The 17,989-nt window shown below is 47.2% G+C and carries 16 protein-coding genes; 5 read left to right on the top strand and 11 right to left on the bottom strand.

Annotated features, from left to right (window positions below; genetic code table 11):
* Window positions 1–80: 80 nt before the first annotated feature.
* The 5 genes from xni to queF form a co-directional block, all read right to left on the bottom strand.
* A complete protein-coding gene (xni, locus tag A3K86_RS12475; RefSeq protein ID WP_068331437.1) occupies window positions 81–851 on the bottom strand; it encodes a flap endonuclease Xni in 771 nt (256 codons plus the stop codon).
* Between the two features lie 52 nt (window positions 852–903).
* Window positions 904–2,277 (bottom strand): nucleotide 5'-monophosphate nucleosidase PpnN, encoded by a 1,374-nt coding sequence (ppnN, locus tag A3K86_RS12470; protein ID WP_068331435.1) that lies wholly within the window; start codon window positions 2,275–2,277, stop codon window positions 904–906.
* Window positions 2,278–2,544: 267 nt separating this feature from the next.
* Complete coding sequence (locus tag A3K86_RS12465; RefSeq protein ID WP_068331433.1) at window positions 2,545–4,101, bottom strand: GGDEF domain-containing protein; 1,557 nt, start codon at window positions 4,099–4,101, stop codon at window positions 2,545–2,547.
* Window positions 4,102–4,242: 141 nt separating this feature from the next.
* The gene (locus A3K86_RS12460) at window positions 4,243–6,513 is read right to left on the bottom strand and encodes a tetratricopeptide repeat protein (protein ID WP_068331430.1); all 2,271 of its coding nucleotides are present in this window, start codon (window positions 6,511–6,513) and stop codon (window positions 4,243–4,245) included.
* Between the two features lie 191 nt (window positions 6,514–6,704).
* Complete coding sequence (queF, locus tag A3K86_RS12455; RefSeq protein ID WP_068331428.1) at window positions 6,705–7,550, bottom strand: NADPH-dependent 7-cyano-7-deazaguanine reductase QueF; 846 nt, start codon at window positions 7,548–7,550, stop codon at window positions 6,705–6,707.
* 63 nt (window positions 7,551–7,613) lie between these two features.
* Here queF and syd point away from each other — a divergent pair, with 63 nt between their 5' ends.
* A complete protein-coding gene (gene syd, locus A3K86_RS12450) occupies window positions 7,614–8,168 on the top strand; it encodes a SecY-interacting protein (RefSeq protein ID WP_068331426.1) in 555 nt (184 codons plus the stop codon).
* Window positions 8,169–8,170: 2 nt separating this feature from the next.
* On the top strand, window positions 8,171–8,944 hold the full coding sequence (locus tag A3K86_RS12445; RefSeq protein ID WP_068331424.1) for a Zn-ribbon-containing protein: 774 nt from the start codon (window positions 8,171–8,173) through the stop codon (window positions 8,942–8,944).
* Between the two features lie 73 nt (window positions 8,945–9,017).
* Here the strand turns inward: A3K86_RS12445 and A3K86_RS12440 are convergent, their stop codons facing one another.
* The 4 genes from A3K86_RS12440 to A3K86_RS12425 all read right to left on the bottom strand — a co-directional run bounded on the left by A3K86_RS12440 (window position 9,018) and on the right by A3K86_RS12425 (window position 12,906).
* Window positions 9,018–9,296: a hypothetical protein gene (locus A3K86_RS12440; protein WP_198160426.1), complete on the bottom strand. Its 279-nt coding sequence runs from the start codon at window positions 9,294–9,296 to the stop codon at window positions 9,018–9,020.
* A gap of 40 nt (window positions 9,297–9,336) precedes the next feature.
* Window positions 9,337–9,567, bottom strand: a complete 231-nt coding sequence (locus tag A3K86_RS12435) for a DUF2789 domain-containing protein (protein ID WP_068331420.1) — start codon at window positions 9,565–9,567, stop codon at window positions 9,337–9,339.
* Between the two features lie 1,943 nt (window positions 9,568–11,510).
* A complete protein-coding gene (locus A3K86_RS12430; RefSeq protein ID WP_068331417.1) occupies window positions 11,511–11,825 on the bottom strand; it encodes a DUF3301 domain-containing protein in 315 nt (104 codons plus the stop codon).
* Between the two features lie 37 nt (window positions 11,826–11,862).
* Window positions 11,863–12,906 carry a DUF3549 family protein gene (locus tag A3K86_RS12425; RefSeq protein ID WP_068331415.1) on the bottom strand — a complete coding sequence of 348 codons (1,044 nt, stop codon included), beginning with the start codon at window positions 12,904–12,906 and terminating at the stop codon, window positions 11,863–11,865.
* A 234-nt stretch (window positions 12,907–13,140) separates the two neighbouring features.
* On the opposite strand from A3K86_RS12425, the gene A3K86_RS12420 reads away from it, so the two are divergent.
* The 3 genes from A3K86_RS12420 to A3K86_RS12410 all read left to right on the top strand — a co-directional run bounded on the left by A3K86_RS12420 (window position 13,141) and on the right by A3K86_RS12410 (window position 14,757).
* A complete protein-coding gene (locus tag A3K86_RS12420) occupies window positions 13,141–13,461 on the top strand; it encodes a YqcC family protein (RefSeq protein WP_068331413.1) in 321 nt (106 codons plus the stop codon).
* Window positions 13,462–13,466: 5 nt separating this feature from the next.
* On the top strand, window positions 13,467–14,207 hold the full coding sequence (truC, locus tag A3K86_RS12415) for a tRNA pseudouridine(65) synthase TruC (RefSeq protein ID WP_068331411.1): 741 nt from the start codon (window positions 13,467–13,469) through the stop codon (window positions 14,205–14,207).
* 94 nt (window positions 14,208–14,301) lie between these two features.
* On the top strand, window positions 14,302–14,757 hold the full coding sequence (locus A3K86_RS12410; RefSeq protein WP_068331409.1) for a flavodoxin: 456 nt from the start codon (window positions 14,302–14,304) through the stop codon (window positions 14,755–14,757).
* A 68-nt stretch (window positions 14,758–14,825) separates the two neighbouring features.
* On the opposite strand, the gene A3K86_RS12405 is transcribed toward A3K86_RS12410, so the two are convergent.
* Together A3K86_RS12405 and glnD are read right to left on the bottom strand one after the other, a co-directional pair.
* The gene (locus tag A3K86_RS12405) at window positions 14,826–15,206 is read right to left on the bottom strand and encodes a DUF3461 family protein (RefSeq protein ID WP_068331407.1); all 381 of its coding nucleotides are present in this window, start codon (window positions 15,204–15,206) and stop codon (window positions 14,826–14,828) included.
* Window positions 15,207–15,374: 168 nt separating this feature from the next.
* Window positions 15,375–17,984 (bottom strand): bifunctional uridylyltransferase/uridylyl-removing protein GlnD, encoded by a 2,610-nt coding sequence (gene glnD, locus A3K86_RS12400; RefSeq protein ID WP_068331405.1) that lies wholly within the window; start codon window positions 17,982–17,984, stop codon window positions 15,375–15,377.
* Window positions 17,985–17,989: the final 5 nt, after the last annotated feature.

Genomic DNA, 17,989 nt, shown 5'->3' with positions numbered 1-17,989 from the left:
CCAAGGAGTGCCGTTTTTGTTTGCATTATCGGTAGACTTGCCGAGCGTTTTTGAAGGCTCGAGCCGAATTTTCGCTGCTATTACGCGGGTGTATAGCGAATATCTTGAAGATTAAAGCCCAAGGTTAAGTCGGTTTGCAGCGAAGCCACTTTTTTACTGGCGCGAGCGGTATCTTCGTTGCCTGTGATTTTCTTTTGCCACTTGGCTGGCAGATCGTCTGCGGTTAATACTGCTTCTAAATCTGGGTACAAGCCAAGTAGCTCAACGGCAGCTTTGGGACCAATCCCTGTTACGCCTGGTATTTTGCTTGAACTGATCCCTGCTAAGCCCCAGTAATCCGATAGTTGCTCGGGTTTGACACCATATTCTTTTTCGACGAAAGGGGCATCGAGCCAGCGCTGTTGGAAGTAATCGCGAATACGTAGGGTTGGTTGGAGTAATTGGCAGTAGCCTTTGTCGGTCGAGACAATGGTGACTTGTTGGCCTCGTGACGCGACTTTGAGTGCAAGTGTCGCAATGAGATCGTCGGCTTCATCGCCATCAGAGAGCAAGGAATCAATGCCGATTGCCATAAAGGCATCTTGAATTTGATCCATCCCAGCGGCTAATTCCTCTGGCATGGGTTTGCGCCCTTCTTTGTAGTGCGGTAGCAGCTCCGCACGCCAACCACGATCTTCACTGTTATGATCAAACACTGCCACAATATGAGTTGGCTGGCTGTTGTTAATGATCTTCTCTAGTGCTTGACAACACACTTTGGCGGTGTTGGCGACATCAGGTTCGCCCGGTTGGGCTGCGTGCACACGGCGAATGAGGTTTAAAGCATCAATAACAACAAGATGGATAGACATAACACATAAAAAAAGGGCCAAACAGGCCCTTTATTGTACGCACTTTGTTGATTTATTTCATTACCGCAGGTGCAGTGATGATTTCGTAGCATGGCTCGTACTTGGAGCCCGGTAGTTTCATGCGTTGCTGGTCAACAAAGTTTTTCAGCAATTTATCCATACGTTTCATCAAGGCGATATCGCCGTTGATTTTAAAGCGACCTTTGCGCTCGATTTCGCGGATCCCTTCTTCTTTGACGTTACCCGCTACAATCCCCGAGAATGCACGACGTAAATTGGCCGCTAAATGTTCAGGACGTTGATTCATGTGCAGATCCAAGCTTGCCATTGATTCATGGGTTGGCTCGAACGGCAATTGGAATTCAGGCGGGATCTTCAACGACCAGTTGTAGCTATAGGCATCGCCCGTTGCCAAGCGGTGCTCTTTCACTTGCGGCATGGCGTTTTTCATAATACGCGCCACTTTAGCCGGATCATCAATCACGATTTGATAATGCTTGGTCGCGGCTTCGCCAAGGGTGTCGCGAATAAAGCTATCGAGAGTGCGGAAATACGGCTCGCTCTCTTTGGGGCCAGTTAATACCAGTGGCATAGGTTGAGCGGCGTTTTCTGGATCCATTAAGATACCTAGGATATACAGCAACTCTTCGGCTGTCCCCGCCCCACCTGGGAAGATAATGATCCCGTGACCGACACGAACAAAGGCTTCGAGGCGTTTTTCGATATCAGGCATGATCACCAATTCATTCACAATGGGGTTCGGTGGCTCAGCAGCAATGATCGAGGGTTCAGTGAGCCCTAAGAAGCGGCTATCACCAAAGCGCTGTTTGGCATGACCAATTGCTGCACCTTTCATCGGGCCTTCCATCGCGCCCGGTCCGCAACCGGTACAAATATTAAGTTCACGCAAGCCAAGTTCGTTACCGACTTCGCGCGTGTATTGGTATTCGGTTGGGTTGATGGAGTGACCACCCCAGCACACCACCATGTTTGGGCTTTCCCCTGCACGCAAGGTTTGGGCGTTGCGAAGGATACTGAATACGAAGTTAGTGATATGTGGTGCACTGGTAAGATTAATGTCTTTACGCTGTTCAATGTGCATGTTGACGTACACGATATCGCGCAGTACCGAGAACATGTGTTCTTGGATCCCGCGGATAATACGACCATCGACAAAGGCATGCTCGGGTGGATTGAGCAGTTCAAGTTTGATTCCGCGCTCGCGACGCATAACATTGACATCAAAACTCTTATTCTTTTCGAGGAGTTCTTTAGAGTTATCGGTGTGGCTACCGGAGTTGAGCACGGCCAGTGAGCAGTTGCGGTATAAGCGGTATAAATCGCTAGAAGCGGTCGCTTTTAATAGGTCCACTTCGTGTTGCGATAGCATGTCCATGCTACCGACAGGGCTGATATGGGTAATCATGGTGACCTCCCTGATCATCAATTACGCGCAGTTATTGTTTTGGTTCTCTTTATATTGGTAATACCGACCAGCTTGAGCACGTGAATGTGTCTGGTGGGTATCAGTTATTGGCGCTGATGTTGCTGACATAAATATTAGTATAGATAAGCTTAGCGAAGTTTTTACTATTTAATATCAGTGTCTTATTGTTACCTTACACAGAGTTAAGGTATTTGCCCAGTGAAGAATCAGCAGTTTGTGAATAAGGAAAAGGTGTAACGAGCAGCGTTATGAGATCCAACTTAAGCGATTGGTGCCGGTACTCTTTGCGGTGTTAAGGGCTTTTTGGGTGCGCTCAATAATGGCGGGAGGGGTATCGTTGGCATCAAACAGGGTCGCACCAACCGACAAGGTGATAGAGACTTGTTGGTCGCGGAAATGGAACGGCAATTGCGCGACGTTTTCACGAATTTGAGTGATGCGCTTAGTGCGATCTTCTTCGTTGCAATCTGGCATGATCACCATGAATTTATCGCCATCGAAACGGGCAATAAAGTCAGTGTCTGCTAGGCATTGGTGAATTGTTCGGGCGATGATTTTCAACGCTTTATCACCTGCCACATAACCAAAGTTCACATTGGTTTCTTTGAAATTATCCAAATCAAACAGGGCAACACACAATGGGTGTTGGTAGCGAAGCCAGCGGCGGTACTCGTGTTCGAGTCGGTCGTTAAAGGCGGCGCGGTTGTACACTTTGGTGAGGTGATCCAAGAACATTTTACGCTCTTGGTTGTTTAACTCGCGATGGTGCTCGGTGGTTTTGTCGTACAGCGAAATCACTTTATTTTCGTTATACGCCAGTTGCTCGAGTAGTTGGCGTTCGCGTTTTTCGAGTGCATGAGTGCGATCCACCAAGGTTTGAAACTCTTGGCTCATCTTTTCAAGCTCTGGACGGTAGGTTTCCAGATTATCGTTTTCTTTTAATCCGGTCTGTACTTGTTGCGCCAGATCTGAAAATTCAGTTGTGATGCTACCGCGCTGCTCTGCTAAGGCACTGGTTTGGCCTAAGGTTTGGTTGGTCGCTTTTTTCAGCGTCGCCAGATCGCTATTGATGTCATCCATAAATTTTTGCGAATGACGGCGGTCTTTATGGTGTCCATCCATCACCATTTTTAGCACGGTGAGAGAGAGTTCAGTCAAGGTCTCGGCATTGACACCAATTAACAGCTTATTGCGGATTTCGAGTAAGACATTGCTAGATTCATCGGTGAAATCTAGCTCAGTAATAAGGTGCTGAAGTTCGCTGCTAAGGTGCTGAAGGACATCTTGATCAACTTGGTTGCTGTGTTGATGATTGGTGGAGGTCGACAGCATCTTGACCGCGTTTTCGTACAGTTGCAGCAGGCGGATCATACGCTGGTGGTTTTGATTCAAGCTTTCGGAATCAAAGGCCAAGATATTGCGTAAGTCACGTTTGAGTTGTGCTGGCAAACTGCGGACACGGTTGAGGGTATCACCGCTTAAGTGAATATGTTGTTCAAGGTTTTGGCTTGCTTGCTCTGTAAGCGCGGCTTGGCGTGTCACCAAACGTTCGATAATGGCTAAGCGCGGGATCAGCTTACTGATGTCTTTGGGCTGTTCAAGGTCGTGGCGAAGTTCCACTAACTTGGCATCTAACTCGTTATCGATACCACGACAGGCTACAGACAGGCGGGTGATCAGACGCTTGAGTATAACAATCTCGCGACGCGACTTAAGTGACGCATCACGGAATGAAAGTTGAGCCTGATCGAGTCGCTGCTTCAATTTACTCACTTCTGAAACAACGGCGTTTACATCTGTCACGTGGGTAATAACTACCTAAAACAAGAACTTAAAATTAGTTAGAATTATATAATTTATAAACAAGTGTTTATCTTAGCAAAAAGATTCACCTCATCTTTGATTTAGCGGCTGCAATGGCTATTTCTAGAGGATTTAATTGAGCTAATTATCAAAATCGTGATCATTATTCCAACAAAATTCGAGCGCTGTCGAAGCTTGCACTTTCACCAGACCATTATTGATGCCTTGCAAACATGCTTTTCGGATGTTGTCACTGGCAAAGCTAGCAGCCGGTGCGGCATCAATCGCACTTAAGTGCACCCATTGGCTTCCCGCTTCTTGCTTGCTGTTTAAACGCGCACGGTTGGCTGCCATCAGCAGAATATCGATCAGCTCTTGGTCATTAATCGCGGTGTAAGCGCGAGGTAGGAAAGGGTATTCCGCCATTCCAATGCGTACCTTGTTATCGATCTTACGCTCACCGATAAAACCATCAATTAGCTGCTGAATAGAATCTGCGAGCTGTGAAGGTTCGCTGTTCAATCGAGAGTTTGGCTCAATGTAAAGGAACATGGCGTCTGAAAAGTGGTACAAGCGAGCAGGTTTACACACTTCATTTTTGAAATAGGCACCTAGCTGGCGTTCCATTTCTAATCCTTGCTGGTAACCGCGTTCAAGGTAAATATGCTTGAGGAACGGAATTTCAACTAAGGCAAAGCGTAAGCGGTCGCTTAACGGCTCACTGATGATGTCACCCAAGTGCCATTGCTCAAAGTTGGCACTGCTTTGCTGTAACGAATCAGGTAAACGTGCATTGAGCATACGCAGGTTACGCAAGCCACTACGCGGATGGGTATAGAATTCGGTGCGTAAGCGTTTCAGGCGGTTTTGCAGCATTTTAGCCATGCTGTGACGGCGCCAGAGCACAATACAAATCACCACTAACACGCTGATCAGAAAAATGCTGACTTGCTGCTGTTGGTGGAGGGCTTTTTCACTTTCAAACTGTTGGCGCTCAAGCTCTTCGAGCATCAGTGAGCGTTCCATCATACGCTGCTGTTGTTTGAAGACCTCGACGTTACTCTTCATTTGGGTTTTCTGTTTGCGGGCAAACAGTTGTTCGTAACGACGTTGGCTAAGCAGGGCGTTGTAGTAATCTCCTTTTTGCTCAAAGGCTTGCGAGAGAATAACTTCGCCGTGCAATTGCAGCTCAAGTTGACCAATACGACTTGCCGCTAGCAACCCTGACTGTAGTGTCGAGATTGATTTAGCAACATGACCTTCCGCGAGTTGCAGTTTACCTTCGAGGATCAAGCTCTCTGCGATCAGGATCTCATTGCCCGTTTTTTTCGCCATTTGACGTGCTTGTTGTAAATACTGCTCTGCTTTTGGGTAGTTGTAGAGCTGCAAATACACGCGGGCAATATTGAGGTAGAGCTGAGACGAGCGACCGTCGTGTTTTAGCTGGCTTTCTTGATCTAAGGCGTTGAAGTAGTGCACTAAAGCCAGATTGAAACGCCCCTCTTGTTCGTAGATTGACGCAATAAGAGCAAGGGTTTTCGCCAGCGGCTGGGTACGCTTAAAGTGCTCAAAAAATTCACCCGCTTGTGTCGCATGTTCAAGGGCTTTATCGAATACTTTGCGCTGTTCAAATAAGGTGGCAAGGCCAAGGTTGGCGATAGCCGTTTGTGCCTTATTATCTTCTTCTACTGCCAGCCAGTAACCGCTAAGCAGGCGATCAAGCGCTAAATCGTAATGGTTGTACTTGAGATAGTGCTCGCCAAGGGTAAGCTGGTAGTGAATAAGTGCGCTGCTGTCATCAAGGTTGGCTAATAGTCGTTTGGCTTTGCTAAATAGTTTTTCGGCTTTTTCTTCGGTACCAACTGACGATTCAATCACAGCTCGCAGCAAGATGCTGTCGTATTGCAGCACTTTGACTTGTTTGGTGAGTTTCAGCGGCTCAGATTGGTTAATCGCAGCATCAACACTGTCGAGTAATTGTAGGGCTAAGGCGCTGTTTTGTAGGTTTTCCCAGTAGATCTTGGCGTAAATCTGCTGAGTTTCTAAGACGGTAAATTCCAACTCGTTATCTTGCGCCATTTTGATGGCTTGCTTGATAAGTGTGAGTGCGCGTTCCGGTTGGTTAAGCAAAGCGTGGGCTTGCGCTTTGATTTGCATCGCATTAACTGTGTTTAGTGGCGTGCGAATAGTGTGGTCCGCTTCATCGTTGACATGGACGCGTGCGGTTTCAGTTTGCTCGCTTAAGCGACGCTGACTGAGATAGCGCTCGGTGATCTGAAGGGATTTCTCCGGGCTGGTTTGAAGTAATTCGTTTGCTTCCGCCAAGATCGGCGTGGTGTAAATTTTTGCAGCAGCGCTGAAGGAAAGACTACAGAAGAAGAATGCGCAAAAAAGCCAACGGCAAAAATTCATATCATTAATTAAACCACAATAAACACAGTGGTCTAATATACTGGCTTAGGCAATCAAGTCCAGCAAACGACATGCATTTGCTGGACTTATTTTGTAACTATTTGGACAGAGCCAACAACCCCTTATTGTATCTATGGCTTTACAGCCTAACCTTGGCGTAAAAACACCCAATAAGAGGTAGTTATTAGCGCTTACTGGCGAGCAAGACGGAAGTTGTTACTTGGTGTTTTGCCTTGGTTGGTACGGTAAGGGTTGATGTCCAAACCACCACGGCGGGTATAACGAGCATATACCGTTAATAGTTCTGGCTGACAGAATTTCATTATGTCAGTGAAAATACGCTCAACACATTGCTCGTGGAATTCGTTGTGGTTGCGGAATGACACCAAGTAGCGCAGTAGTTTCTCGCGGTTAAGTTGCTTACCTTTGTATGAGATACGCACGCTACCCCAATCAGGTTGATTGGTGATCAAGCAGTTTGATTTTAACAGGTGGCTGTGTAGCTCTTCCGTTACAACCTCACCGTCAGCCGCTCCTTCAAGGTGGTTGGCATCAAAGTCGTAGTCAGTGATTTCAATGTCTTGATCGTCGATGCAAGTACCATCAAAATTCACAATCTCTTCGCCTGTGAAGTCGGTTACTGGTTGAATGGTAACATCCACTTCAGCACCCGCACACGCAGTCAGATCTTTGTGTAGTGTTTCGACCACTTCTTGCCAGCTCGCAAAGCGTGTTTGGTTGAAGCTGTTAAGGTACAGTTTGAAAGACTTAGATTCAATCAGGTTAGGGCTGTTCGCGGGTAGGCGAACTTCACCAACTGCTACTTGAGGTAAGCCTTTGTTATTTAACCAAGATAGTTCGTAGAGTGTCCAGATATCGTAGCCGGTAAATGGAAGGTCATCGCCAAGGGCGAGGTCATCTCGATTCAGGCTGCGTGGAACAGCTTGGAGTAGCGAAGGGGCGTATTGACTGGCGTATTCGGTTTTTTGACCTAAGGTTAAACCCGCTAATTCTGACGCGTCTTTATATTTGCTCATACTGTCTTGGACACTCTTAGATTAGAATACCCAAAGTTTACTTAATCTTTAATGAGGTTGCGAATGAATCATCCAGTTACGGACGCATTATCTGAATTTTCCGCCCGTTTTATGAAAGCGTGGCAAGATGCCGGACACAATTTTCCCCGCAGTGCCGATTTAGTCGGTCTTTCATCACCTTGTGTTGAGCATGATTCGGGTTATGACGTGACATGGAAAGCTGTTGCACGCGATCCAATGGGCGATTTAGCCGCAGTTGAAAAGGGCATTGAACTGGCTTTGCACCAAGATATCGTGGCTTTTTACGCAAGTCAGTACAGCGGTGACATGACAGCGAAGTTTGGTGATTTAGAATTCGATTTGCTGCAATCATTTAGCGAAGACGACACGTTACGTTTGCAAGAAAATATTTTGGGTCACCTTGTTACTCAGCGCCGTTTGAAGCTGAAACCGACTGTGTTTATTGGTGCGCTTGATGCTGAAGATAAAGTGATCTCGATTTGTAACTTAACCGGTCAGGTGATTTTAGAAACCTTGGGTAAAGATCATCGCGATGTGCTAGCAGCAGATGTGGAAACCTTCCTACAAAAGCTAACGCCAGTGGTTCGCGAGGATTAATTATGTACGTTGTGGAAATGAGTTTTGAGTGTTTTGACAACACCACAATCTCAGCGGTAGACCAGACTGTTAATGGCTTGATGGATGCCTTACGTTATAATGGCCAAGTGTTAGGGCGTGAATTTCCGATCGTGATGGACGACGCCGTGTTTCGTGTACGAGCGGTTTGCCCTGAAATGGACAGCTTGCACCCGCAGTTTAATAGCGACAACGTGAACGCTTGTTTGAATCGACTATCGCAAGCGAAACTGTTAGCGCCGAAAGTGAAAGTGCTTGGGCGTGACATTAACTCCGAAGCGGCAGCCGAAGACTTTTCGCCATCGTGGCAGGTTATTTACACCACTTATGTCCATACTTGTTCGCCATTACGTTGCGGTGAAACTTTAATGCCGATCCCTTTGTACCGCATTCCGCCAACCCTTAATGGCGATCATAAAGCGGTAGTGAAATGGCAAACCGAGTGGCAAGCATGCGACGAAGTGCAAATGGCGGGTGGCTGTCAGGCTGAGCATGCGACTCTGCATGAAATTCGCGATGCCGATAGTGATTTATTCCGTCGTGGCTGGGATTTGCGTGGACGTATTGAATACATCACCAAAATCCCTACCTATTACTACCAATACCAAGTGGGTGGTGAAGGTTTAGCGCAAGAGAAGGCGCGTAAATGCCCGAAATGTGGTGGTGAGTGGGCACTCGATGAACCGCTTCACGGTATCTTCCACTTTAAATGCGACGATTGCCGTATTGTTTCTAACTTATCCTGGGATTATCAATAACCAAGCTAGCTTGGAATTTGCCGCCATTATTCAAAAGGGGACGAATGTGTTTTTCGTCCCCTTGTACTAGAAGTTAGATCTGTTGTTCGAGTTGATTAATGCGGGCGGTCAGGGCTGCCACTTGTTGCTCAAGTTGTTCGATGCGTTGCTCGCTGGTCAGTGTTGGCGTGGTCTTCTCTATTTTGGGAACTTTGGCGTTTTTCTTCCAAGATTGCAGCGCCTTGATGATCACGGGCATCGGTAATGGCGAGGCTAAACGCGCTTTAATCAAAGCCACCGATGGTTCTTTTCCTTCTGCCACTAATGATGAAATGGCTTGTTCTAAGTCTTGGCTAATGTCTGACATGGCGATCCTTGTTCACGCTTTCCAAATAAAAGATCAAAGTAGGGCGCTATTTTCGTAGTAAAGCATCCAATTGATCAATCACTTCACACCAATCGGCATCTTGCTCTTGGGATTCTTTGATAAAACGGCGCTGAGACGGTTGCCAAAAAGTCGCATCAGCGAGTGTTTCGTTTTGCTCTAAACGATGCTCCGCTAAAAATTGCTCAATGTAAGCTTGCGAGTTATTAAGCCCCAGCTGGCTAAATAAATGGCTCAGGTTATGGTTGAAGGTTTCCATTACGCATCTCCCCAAAAGCGATAATGTTCTAAGTATAGAGCTTGTCCCTTAGATCTCATTACTTGACGGTGAACAAATCCAGTGAAAACGAAGTAGGCGCAGAGATGTGATCAAACTGTTGTAGTTGTGAGTTTGGATGAATAGCTAAGTTAAGTATTATTTCTCACATTGAGATCAGAATGATCGACTTTATTTGGAGCAATAAATAGCTTTTTAGTTATTCACCTAGTTGCTTGTGAGAGATCTCTTACAAGGCTGTGGGAGATAAGCAGAATAAATTGTCTGCTTGTGCTTACCTTTGAAATTTAATTATTAAAAATCAGTAATTTAAAATTTTACTGATAAAGCAGATATTATCCATCTACTCCTTTGTGGGTAATTGGCGGGTTGTGGCGACCCGTGAAAAACGTAATATTAACCATGTCAGAGGGACACTGGCATGGGAACTTGGAAACGGCTTTTGGAACAAGCCGACCTTAGGATGAGGGAAGTTAGCGAGGATGCTAACTGGCGAGGAACGCCAAGGATAATCTACGGATAGATTGAGCGAGCAGGATGCTGGCGGTAAGGATACGAAAGGACAACTTCAGGACGAAGTAAAGGAACACCTCTAGGACGGAGGATAAGGAAGCACTTCAGGATGAAGTAAAGGAACACCTCTAGGATGGAGGCATAAGGGAATACTTCAGGAAGAAGTAATGGATACCTCCAGGAAGGAGAGAGAGTCGAAACAGGATGATTCGACGGGCCAAGGAACTGCCGAAGGACAACTCTAGGATAGAGATTAGGAATTACGCTTAGGAACAAAAAAGCAGATCAAGGATTGATGCAGGGAGCACCATAGTAGCGGGACGGCTGCAAGTAAGACCTAAGGGCGCAACGGATGTTGCGCCCGTTCTTTTTTAGCTGGATGCTAATCTCTAATCTCTAATCTCTAATCTCTAATCTCTAATCTCTCAGTAACATTATTAAATTTTCTCCCTCTTAAATTCTCTATTGGCTTAACGCTTTTCCTCCACTTTTACTATTTCTGCCCCCTGTTTCGATGCGTCGTAGTTGTGATTTATCTCACGTTTTATCGTAAGTCTTTGATAATTAATGCTGTGGTAAGAATGTGGCTAGTGAGGTGACAAGTCGTCGTTATGACATTATCTCTGATCGCCTTGTGAGAGATCTCTTACAAAGCTGTGGGAAATACGAAGAAATTGCTGTCGCAAATGAGAAGGTTATATTTGTAAGTTGCTGATAAATAAGGTCTTGGTTGTTTTGTAATGGATTTCTTTTTGTCAGCAGGAAAAGAAATTGTCTCAAGGTAGCTACTATCTGCCGTAGATCGGCGTAATCTTATTGGTGTCGGAAGGAACTGACGGAACGGAACAGGAAATTAGCCAAGGATTAAGGCTGTCTCAGGAAGAGACCGGTGTATCAGGATGATATGTCGAACAAGGACTGTGAAGGGACACCGAAGGGATCGGTAAAGGTAGGCGAGGATAGCTTACTAGTCAGGATGACAAATGGACCACTTCAGGATGAAGTTAGGGACACCTCTAGGATTGAGGCATAAAGGAACACTTCAGGACGAAGTAAAGGACACCTCCAGGAAGGAGAAGAGAGTCGAAGCAGGATGATTCGACGGGTCAGGGTAAGGCCAAGGACAACTTCAGGAAGAAGATTTAAGGGATAGCGCTGAAGGATTACAGCGATTCAACGGAAGGATGCAGGGAGCACCATAGTAGCCGGATTGCTGCAAGTAAGACCTAAGGGCGCGACGCAAGTCGCGCCCGCTCTTTTTGGGGAAGGAGCGGGCGTGAATGTCGTGTCATATACCAAGACAGACTGGTATTGATGTTGGCGAAAAAGTTTTTGATCATCGGCTTTATCACCAATATCTTATGAAAAAAGCAGCCTAGGCTGCTTTTTTTGTATCTGTCGTTTGGCGATTATTAATATTCTTCACCAATATCGGGCATGTGATGCGGTGGCACATGGAAACGCTGCGGGCGAAACCCTTTCATAATGATGTAACCTTGGTAATAGTCTTGCCCATTGGCAGAAAACTCAAACCAATACACGGTATGCCAGTTCCATTTTGTATCGTCGCGAAGCTGGTGAGAGCCGCGTGCAATGCTCAGCAGTTGTAACCCTAACCGCTCGCAGCGTTGTTCAATAAAGCGTTGGGCGAGCTCGGTTTGGCGACGTTGCTGCCAAAATAAAAAGCCACCAAGGGCAACTAACATAATCCATATCAAATCTGACATTGCTTACTTCCTTGCCCTTCTGGGTGAATGAGTGGGTTTACTTGCCCGTTCGCGTGGCTTGCTGTAGCTGAGTGATTGCCGCTACAAGCTCAGGATTTGCTTGGCTATGAAGTACTTGTAGCATGATACCGCGCAGTAGTGGCAGCATAACCAAATCGGCAAACAGTTGATTAAATAGCGTTTGATCTTGAGTTTGCGCTAAACGTAGCAAAAACTCGGCAGCCATTTCAGGGGTAGATAACCCATTCCAACAGCGGCCTGCAATCGCGACTAACACTTCAGGGTGGCACATTGCTGGTTTTGCGAGTACGCCTTGTAATGCTTTGGTCAGCAGCTCAGGTTCAACCCCAGACATCGCACGCAATAGCGCTGCAATCAAAAACAGATCCGGATCGGCTTGTTCGCACTCCAGCGTTAAACGCTCTTGCAAGCGCTCAGCTAAGGTCACGGGTAGCTCGCAGTGTTCTAAGCAGCCAAGTAGCGCGTACAGTGGTGTCATTGGCAGCTTGTTGATCCCTTTGCGCAGCAAGGTAGTGTTATTTTCTTGCTTCATGCGTGCACATACATCAGCGAGACCTTGTAGACCGACGCCTTGCCACTTATCCCAGCCAAGATCGCCAGTGAGGTAGTGTTGAGCATGCTCATAATATTGGCTTGCTGAAAGCGATAAACGCTGACGAAGCTGGGCATGGAAAATCGCCATCTTGTCATCGTTAGGCTTGAAGGTGTACGGGTTTGCCGCCAGTTTTTCCTGCTCTTCTTCGGTTGGCTCGCTATTGAGTGTCGCCCCCATCGCTTCAATCACGTATTTGATGAAATCACCCACAGCGGCTTGTTTGAGTAGACCGCGCTCATCAAGCGGTAAGCGTAAGAACCAGATCCAAGGTGCATTTCCCGGTTGCCAGAAGGAAATGGATAAATGCGCGTGCTGCTGAAGCGGCCATGGATAAGGTTGGCGGTTATCTTCCACCGCTTTAAATTGCGCTATGTCGATTTCAGCCACACGGCGGCCTAAATCAAAGATCTTGTATTGGCAACCCGCGTTGTCTAGTAGCTGGGTCAGGGTATGAAAGTTATCCATGGACATCTTTTAGTTACTCCAGAAGTGAACCCCGATTATGCCACCTCAAGGTGCGGGTTTCAGCGGTAATTTCTTAGCTTGCAACTATGGAGATTGGGGGAGTTGAGCGAAATATCAAGGGCTTTGAGTGCTTGGTGAGCAAGGTTCAAGCTGTGGTTGGGTTGTTAACCCTAGGGAAGGGCGACGGGAGGTGGTATCCTTGCGCGCCAACGTCAGCCAAGCGGAGAGAAAACGGTGGACAAATATCAGCATTGCCAGCGGTTACTTGAACAATTGCAGCACACCATGCAGCAGCATCAGCAATGGCAAACAGTGCCACCGAGTGAGGCTGCCTTAGCGAGTGTGGAGCCGTTCGCGATTGATACTTTACGCTGCGCCGAGTGGCTGCAATGGATTTTCATTCCTAAGATGCACCAGTTGGTGCAACTTGGGCTGCCATTACCGACTCAGTTTGAAATTGCCCCTTACGTTGAAGAAGCAATGAAAGAGGAACAAGGTGGTTTGGCAATCTTCGCGGTGTGCCGCGAGTTCGATAACTTAATGAAGCAAAAGTGAGTGCAATGGAACTCGAAATTTTATTCCAAGACGAATACTTAGTGGCAGTGAATAAACCTGCGGGGATGTTGGTGCATCGCTCGTGGTTAGATAGCCATGAAACTCAATTTGTAATGCAGACATTGCGCGATCAACTTGGTCAACACGTGTTCCCGCTTCACCGTTTGGATCGCCCAACCTCGGGAGTATTGATCTTTGCTTTGTCGAGTGAAATTGCAGCGCAAATGATGCCGTTGTTTGCTGGTCGCGATATTCATAAAACTTACCATGCGGTTGTTCGCGGTTGGATCAAAGAGGCGGCGGTGCTTGATTACCCGCTGAAAAAAGAGCTGGATAAAATCGCCGACAAACATGCGAGTGAAGAACAAGAAGCGCAAGAAGCTGTGACGGCTTATCGCCCGGTGGCAACCGTTGAAACGGATATTCCTGTTGGGCGTTATAACACCAGCCGTTACTGCTTGGTTGAGATGAAGCCTGAGACAGGGCGTAAGCATCAGCTTCGTCGCCACATGCACCACTTAAGCCATCACATTATTGGTGATGTGAACCATGGCGATGGTCGTCATAACCGGATGTTCCGCCAAAACTACGATTGCCATCGCTTGATGCTGCACGCATCGCGTTTGCAGTTTGACCACCCGATCACAGGTGAAGCGTTAGATATTCGCGCCTCGGTTGATGAAGCGTGGCTGCGGGTAATGACAGCGTTTGATTGGCCGGTATCTTTGATGGCACCAGCAGATTAAATTGAATACTGAGCGGGATTTGCAACTTTTGCCATTGGCAACCACTCTATAACTAAGGGAGTAAAAACATACCTTTAGGTTAAGCGAGGACGCGATGGCAAAAGTAGGCATTTTTGTAGGATCGGTATTTGGTGGCGCTGAAGACGTGGCGTTCGAGGTCGCGGCTAAGTTGCGAGAAAGTGGACATCAGAGCGAGGTTTACACTGAACCGACGTTGGAAGATTTTGTCGCTTACCAACAAGACATGGTGCTGGTGGTTTCTTCCACCACAGGGCAGGGGGAAATTCCCGAAAATCTGCTTCCACTTTATACCGCTCTAAATGATCAATTTCCTCTTATGCCAGCACTTCGCTACGGCGTTATTGCGCTAGGGGATTCTAGTTATGGTGAAGATCGCTATTGTGGTGGTGGTCGTCAGTTTGATGAGCTGCTTAGCCAAATACAAGCTAAGCCGGTTGCACCGCGATTGGATGTTGATGCGTGCATTAACTTTGATGCGTTAGAAGTGGTGTTGCCTTGGCTTGGTGGGTTATTACAGAAAGTCGCTTAGTATCCAAAGTATTATAATTACCGCTATTTACGCCACCCTCTCAGGGTGGCGTTTGTCTTTTAGGAGTATCACTTTAGCTTTTCTAAATCAGCTTCAATTTCGGCGATCTTGTGGCTAACTACCTGCTCTAAGTGGCGTAAGTCGCTTAAAATCTTTTTCTTTACATCGACTTCAGTGTGTTTTTTCTTGGTTAGGATATCAAGCTCGTCAATCACATGGGTGAGGCTGCGATTGATTTCGGTGATCTCTTTGTATTCACGATTGCCACTGTTAACCACCACAGACTTACGTTGGCGCGGAAACTTAAACTTTAAGCTTTTGGCAAACAGTTCGCCTTTTTTCTTTTTGAAGTAGATTTTTAAGATATCGTTCGCTGCTTCTTGGCGCAGACTGTAGCGTTCGATGGTTTCAGGGACTTCGATGCCGATGCTTTTGAGGTTTGGATACATAGAGGCCTCATGATGTAGGAGAGGTTATAAAAGGTGCGCTTTGTTCAAATAATGTAGCAAGTTTGTAGCAAAGGTGCTTGTGTTGCGGGTGGGATATGTGGACAAGATCCCTTAGTCTGATAAGTGCGCAGACTAAGGGATAGATTGATGAGTGTCGTGAAGACGAGGTTACTTTTCGTGGTGATCCAACTTAGCAATCAAGGCTGTTTTCAGGGCTTGTTGCTCTTCCTTAGTAAGCTGACTACCTTGCTCGTTGACCACAATAAAAAAGTCTTCTGCTCGCTCGCCAATGGTAGTAATTTTCGCAGCTTGCAAGCTGATATGCAGTTTGGCAAACACGGCCCCGACCTTAGCCAGTAGCCCCGGCATATCTAGCGCCACTAACTCGATCATGGTTTTCTTACCCGTTTTAGTTGGTAAGAATTCCACCTTGGTTGGCACATTGAAATGCAACAATTTACGTGGGGCGCGTTTCTTTTTGCGATCCGACTTCATGTGCGTGAGTGCATTCACCAGTGCGCGACGCACCGTGTTATGGCGGTTTTCTGGTAAGGCTTTCCCGGTTGGGTCGAGTACCATGAAAGTATCAAGTGCGTAGCCATCTTTGCTGGTCATGATCTGGGCATCATGAACACTCAGGTTTTTCTTATCTAGCTCTGCCACCACAATCGAGAACAACTTAGGCTTGTCTTTGCAGTAAACAAACACTTCGGTGCCGCCACGAGTTGCTTTTTTACTGAGTAAAATCAGCGGCTTTTCGTGGTCGTGAGTGAGCATCGCTTCGGCATGCCACGCCAGTTGTTTGTGGGTGTGGCGCAAGAAATAGTCGGCTTTAAAACGTTGCCATAACACTTCGATTTCGCGTGGGGTGAAACCATGGCTACGAAGGATTGCTGACGCCATTTGCTGATTGTGGCGGATCCGCTCACGCATATCGGGTGGATTTTCCAGCCCACGGCGCAAGGCTTTTTGCGTCGAATAATAAAGTTCCGCTAATAGAGTGCGTTTCCAACTGTTCCACAAGTCTTGGTTAGTAGCGCAAATATCGGCCACGGTCAGGCAGATCAGATAGTCCAAGCGCTCTTCATCGCGCACCGTTTTGGCAAATTCGGTTACTACCTCAGGATCATAAATATCGCGACGCTGAGCAGTGACCGACATCAACAAGTGGTGCTGAACCAGCCAAGAGACAATGTTGGCTTCAGGGCGCGACAAGCCGTGCAAAATACAGAAGTCATAGGCTTCAACGGCCCCTAGCTCAGAGTGATCGCCACCGCGACCTTTGGCGATATCGTGGAAAATAGCCGCTAAGATCAGGATTTCTTTTTTGATGATCCTTGGATATACCTCGCAACAAATAGGGTGGCGTTGGCGGTACTCAGGATCGCTAAATTTATGGAGGTGTTTCAGTAGTCGTACGCTGTGTTCGTCCACGGTATAAACGTGGAAGAGATCGAACTGCATTTGACCGACGATTTGACTCCACTGTGGCAAGTAGGACGACAAAATGCCGTGGCGGTGCATCAAGCGAAAGGCTTTTTGCAGGGCATTCGGCTGGCGAACTAAGTCCATGAATTTATCGCGTGCGGCTGGTATATCGACCAAGAAACGGTTGAGGCGACGGCGGGCGGTACGCAGCTGACGCAGAGTTGGCGCGGCAATGCCTTCAATGGTGGAGTTGTCTGCCACATGCAAACACATATCTAAAATGGTTTCTGGACGTGCTTGGAATAGCGCGGGTTTGGTTGCCTCGATTAAGTGCCCACGGATTTGGAAATCTTCGCTTAACACGATCACTTCGCTGGCATCGGTGTTGTTTAAAATTGCCTGATCGAACAGCTGTAATAGCATTTTGTTGAGCTCCAAAACCCGACGCAAGGTGCGGTAGAACTCTTTCATCATCATCTCAACACCGCGATTACCTTCCCCGATGAAGCCTAGGTGTTCTGCTACTTGCGCTTGATGACCGAAAGTTAAGCGGTTGTCGTAGCGACGCAGTTCAATATGAAGGGCAAAGCGAATACGCCACAGGGCGGTTTGGCATTCCACCAATTCGCGGTATTCGGCATCGGTCAAAAAGCCAAAGCGGCTCATTTCAAGCAAGCTGGTGGCGCCAAAGTGGCGACGAGCTACCCAGCTTAAGGTGTGAATATCACGAAGTCCTCCTGGGCTAGATTTGATGTCTGGCTCAAGGTTATAGGTGGTGTCGTGATAGCGAGCATGACGCGTTTTTTGTTCTTCGACTTTGGCGCGATAGAAAGCTTCGCTTGGCCAAAAATCCCCCGCGTGAACACGTTCTTCTAATTGCTGAAAAGTGTCGGTACAGCCGCAAATAGGGCGCGCTTCCTGAAGGTTGGTGGCAACGGTGAGATCATCAGCGCCAATTTCAATGCACTGTTCAATGGTTCGTACGCTATGACCCACTTCGAGTCGAAGATCCCAAAGTAAAGTTAGAAATTCGCTGACTTTATTACCAGTGGCGGTGTTGAGTGGTTCTTGGCTCAGTACCAGAATATCGACGTCAGAAAGTGGGTGAAGCTCGCCACGTCCGTAACCACCAACGGCAATTAAGGCAAGACGAGGAATGGCGTCAAACTGAAAGTGGCGCCACAAACGGGTAAGCAAACGATCGATAAATTGTGAGCGGGCATAAACCAACTCGGTCACAGGGGTATGGGCAAGGAATTGGGCTTTTTGCTGCTCGGCAAATTGTTCCAGTTCATCGCGCAGTGCTTGTTGCTCGCACGAGCTGGTATTTGGGCTCAAAGATTCTGTCATTGCTA

Origin of the sequence: Photobacterium jeanii (assembly GCF_001650345.1) — a bacterium.
Taxonomy (GTDB): domain Bacteria; phylum Pseudomonadota; class Gammaproteobacteria; order Enterobacterales; family Vibrionaceae; genus Photobacterium; species Photobacterium jeanii.
The sequence above is the reverse complement of the archived record's forward strand: the minus strand, read 5'-3'. Positions and strand labels throughout refer to the sequence as shown.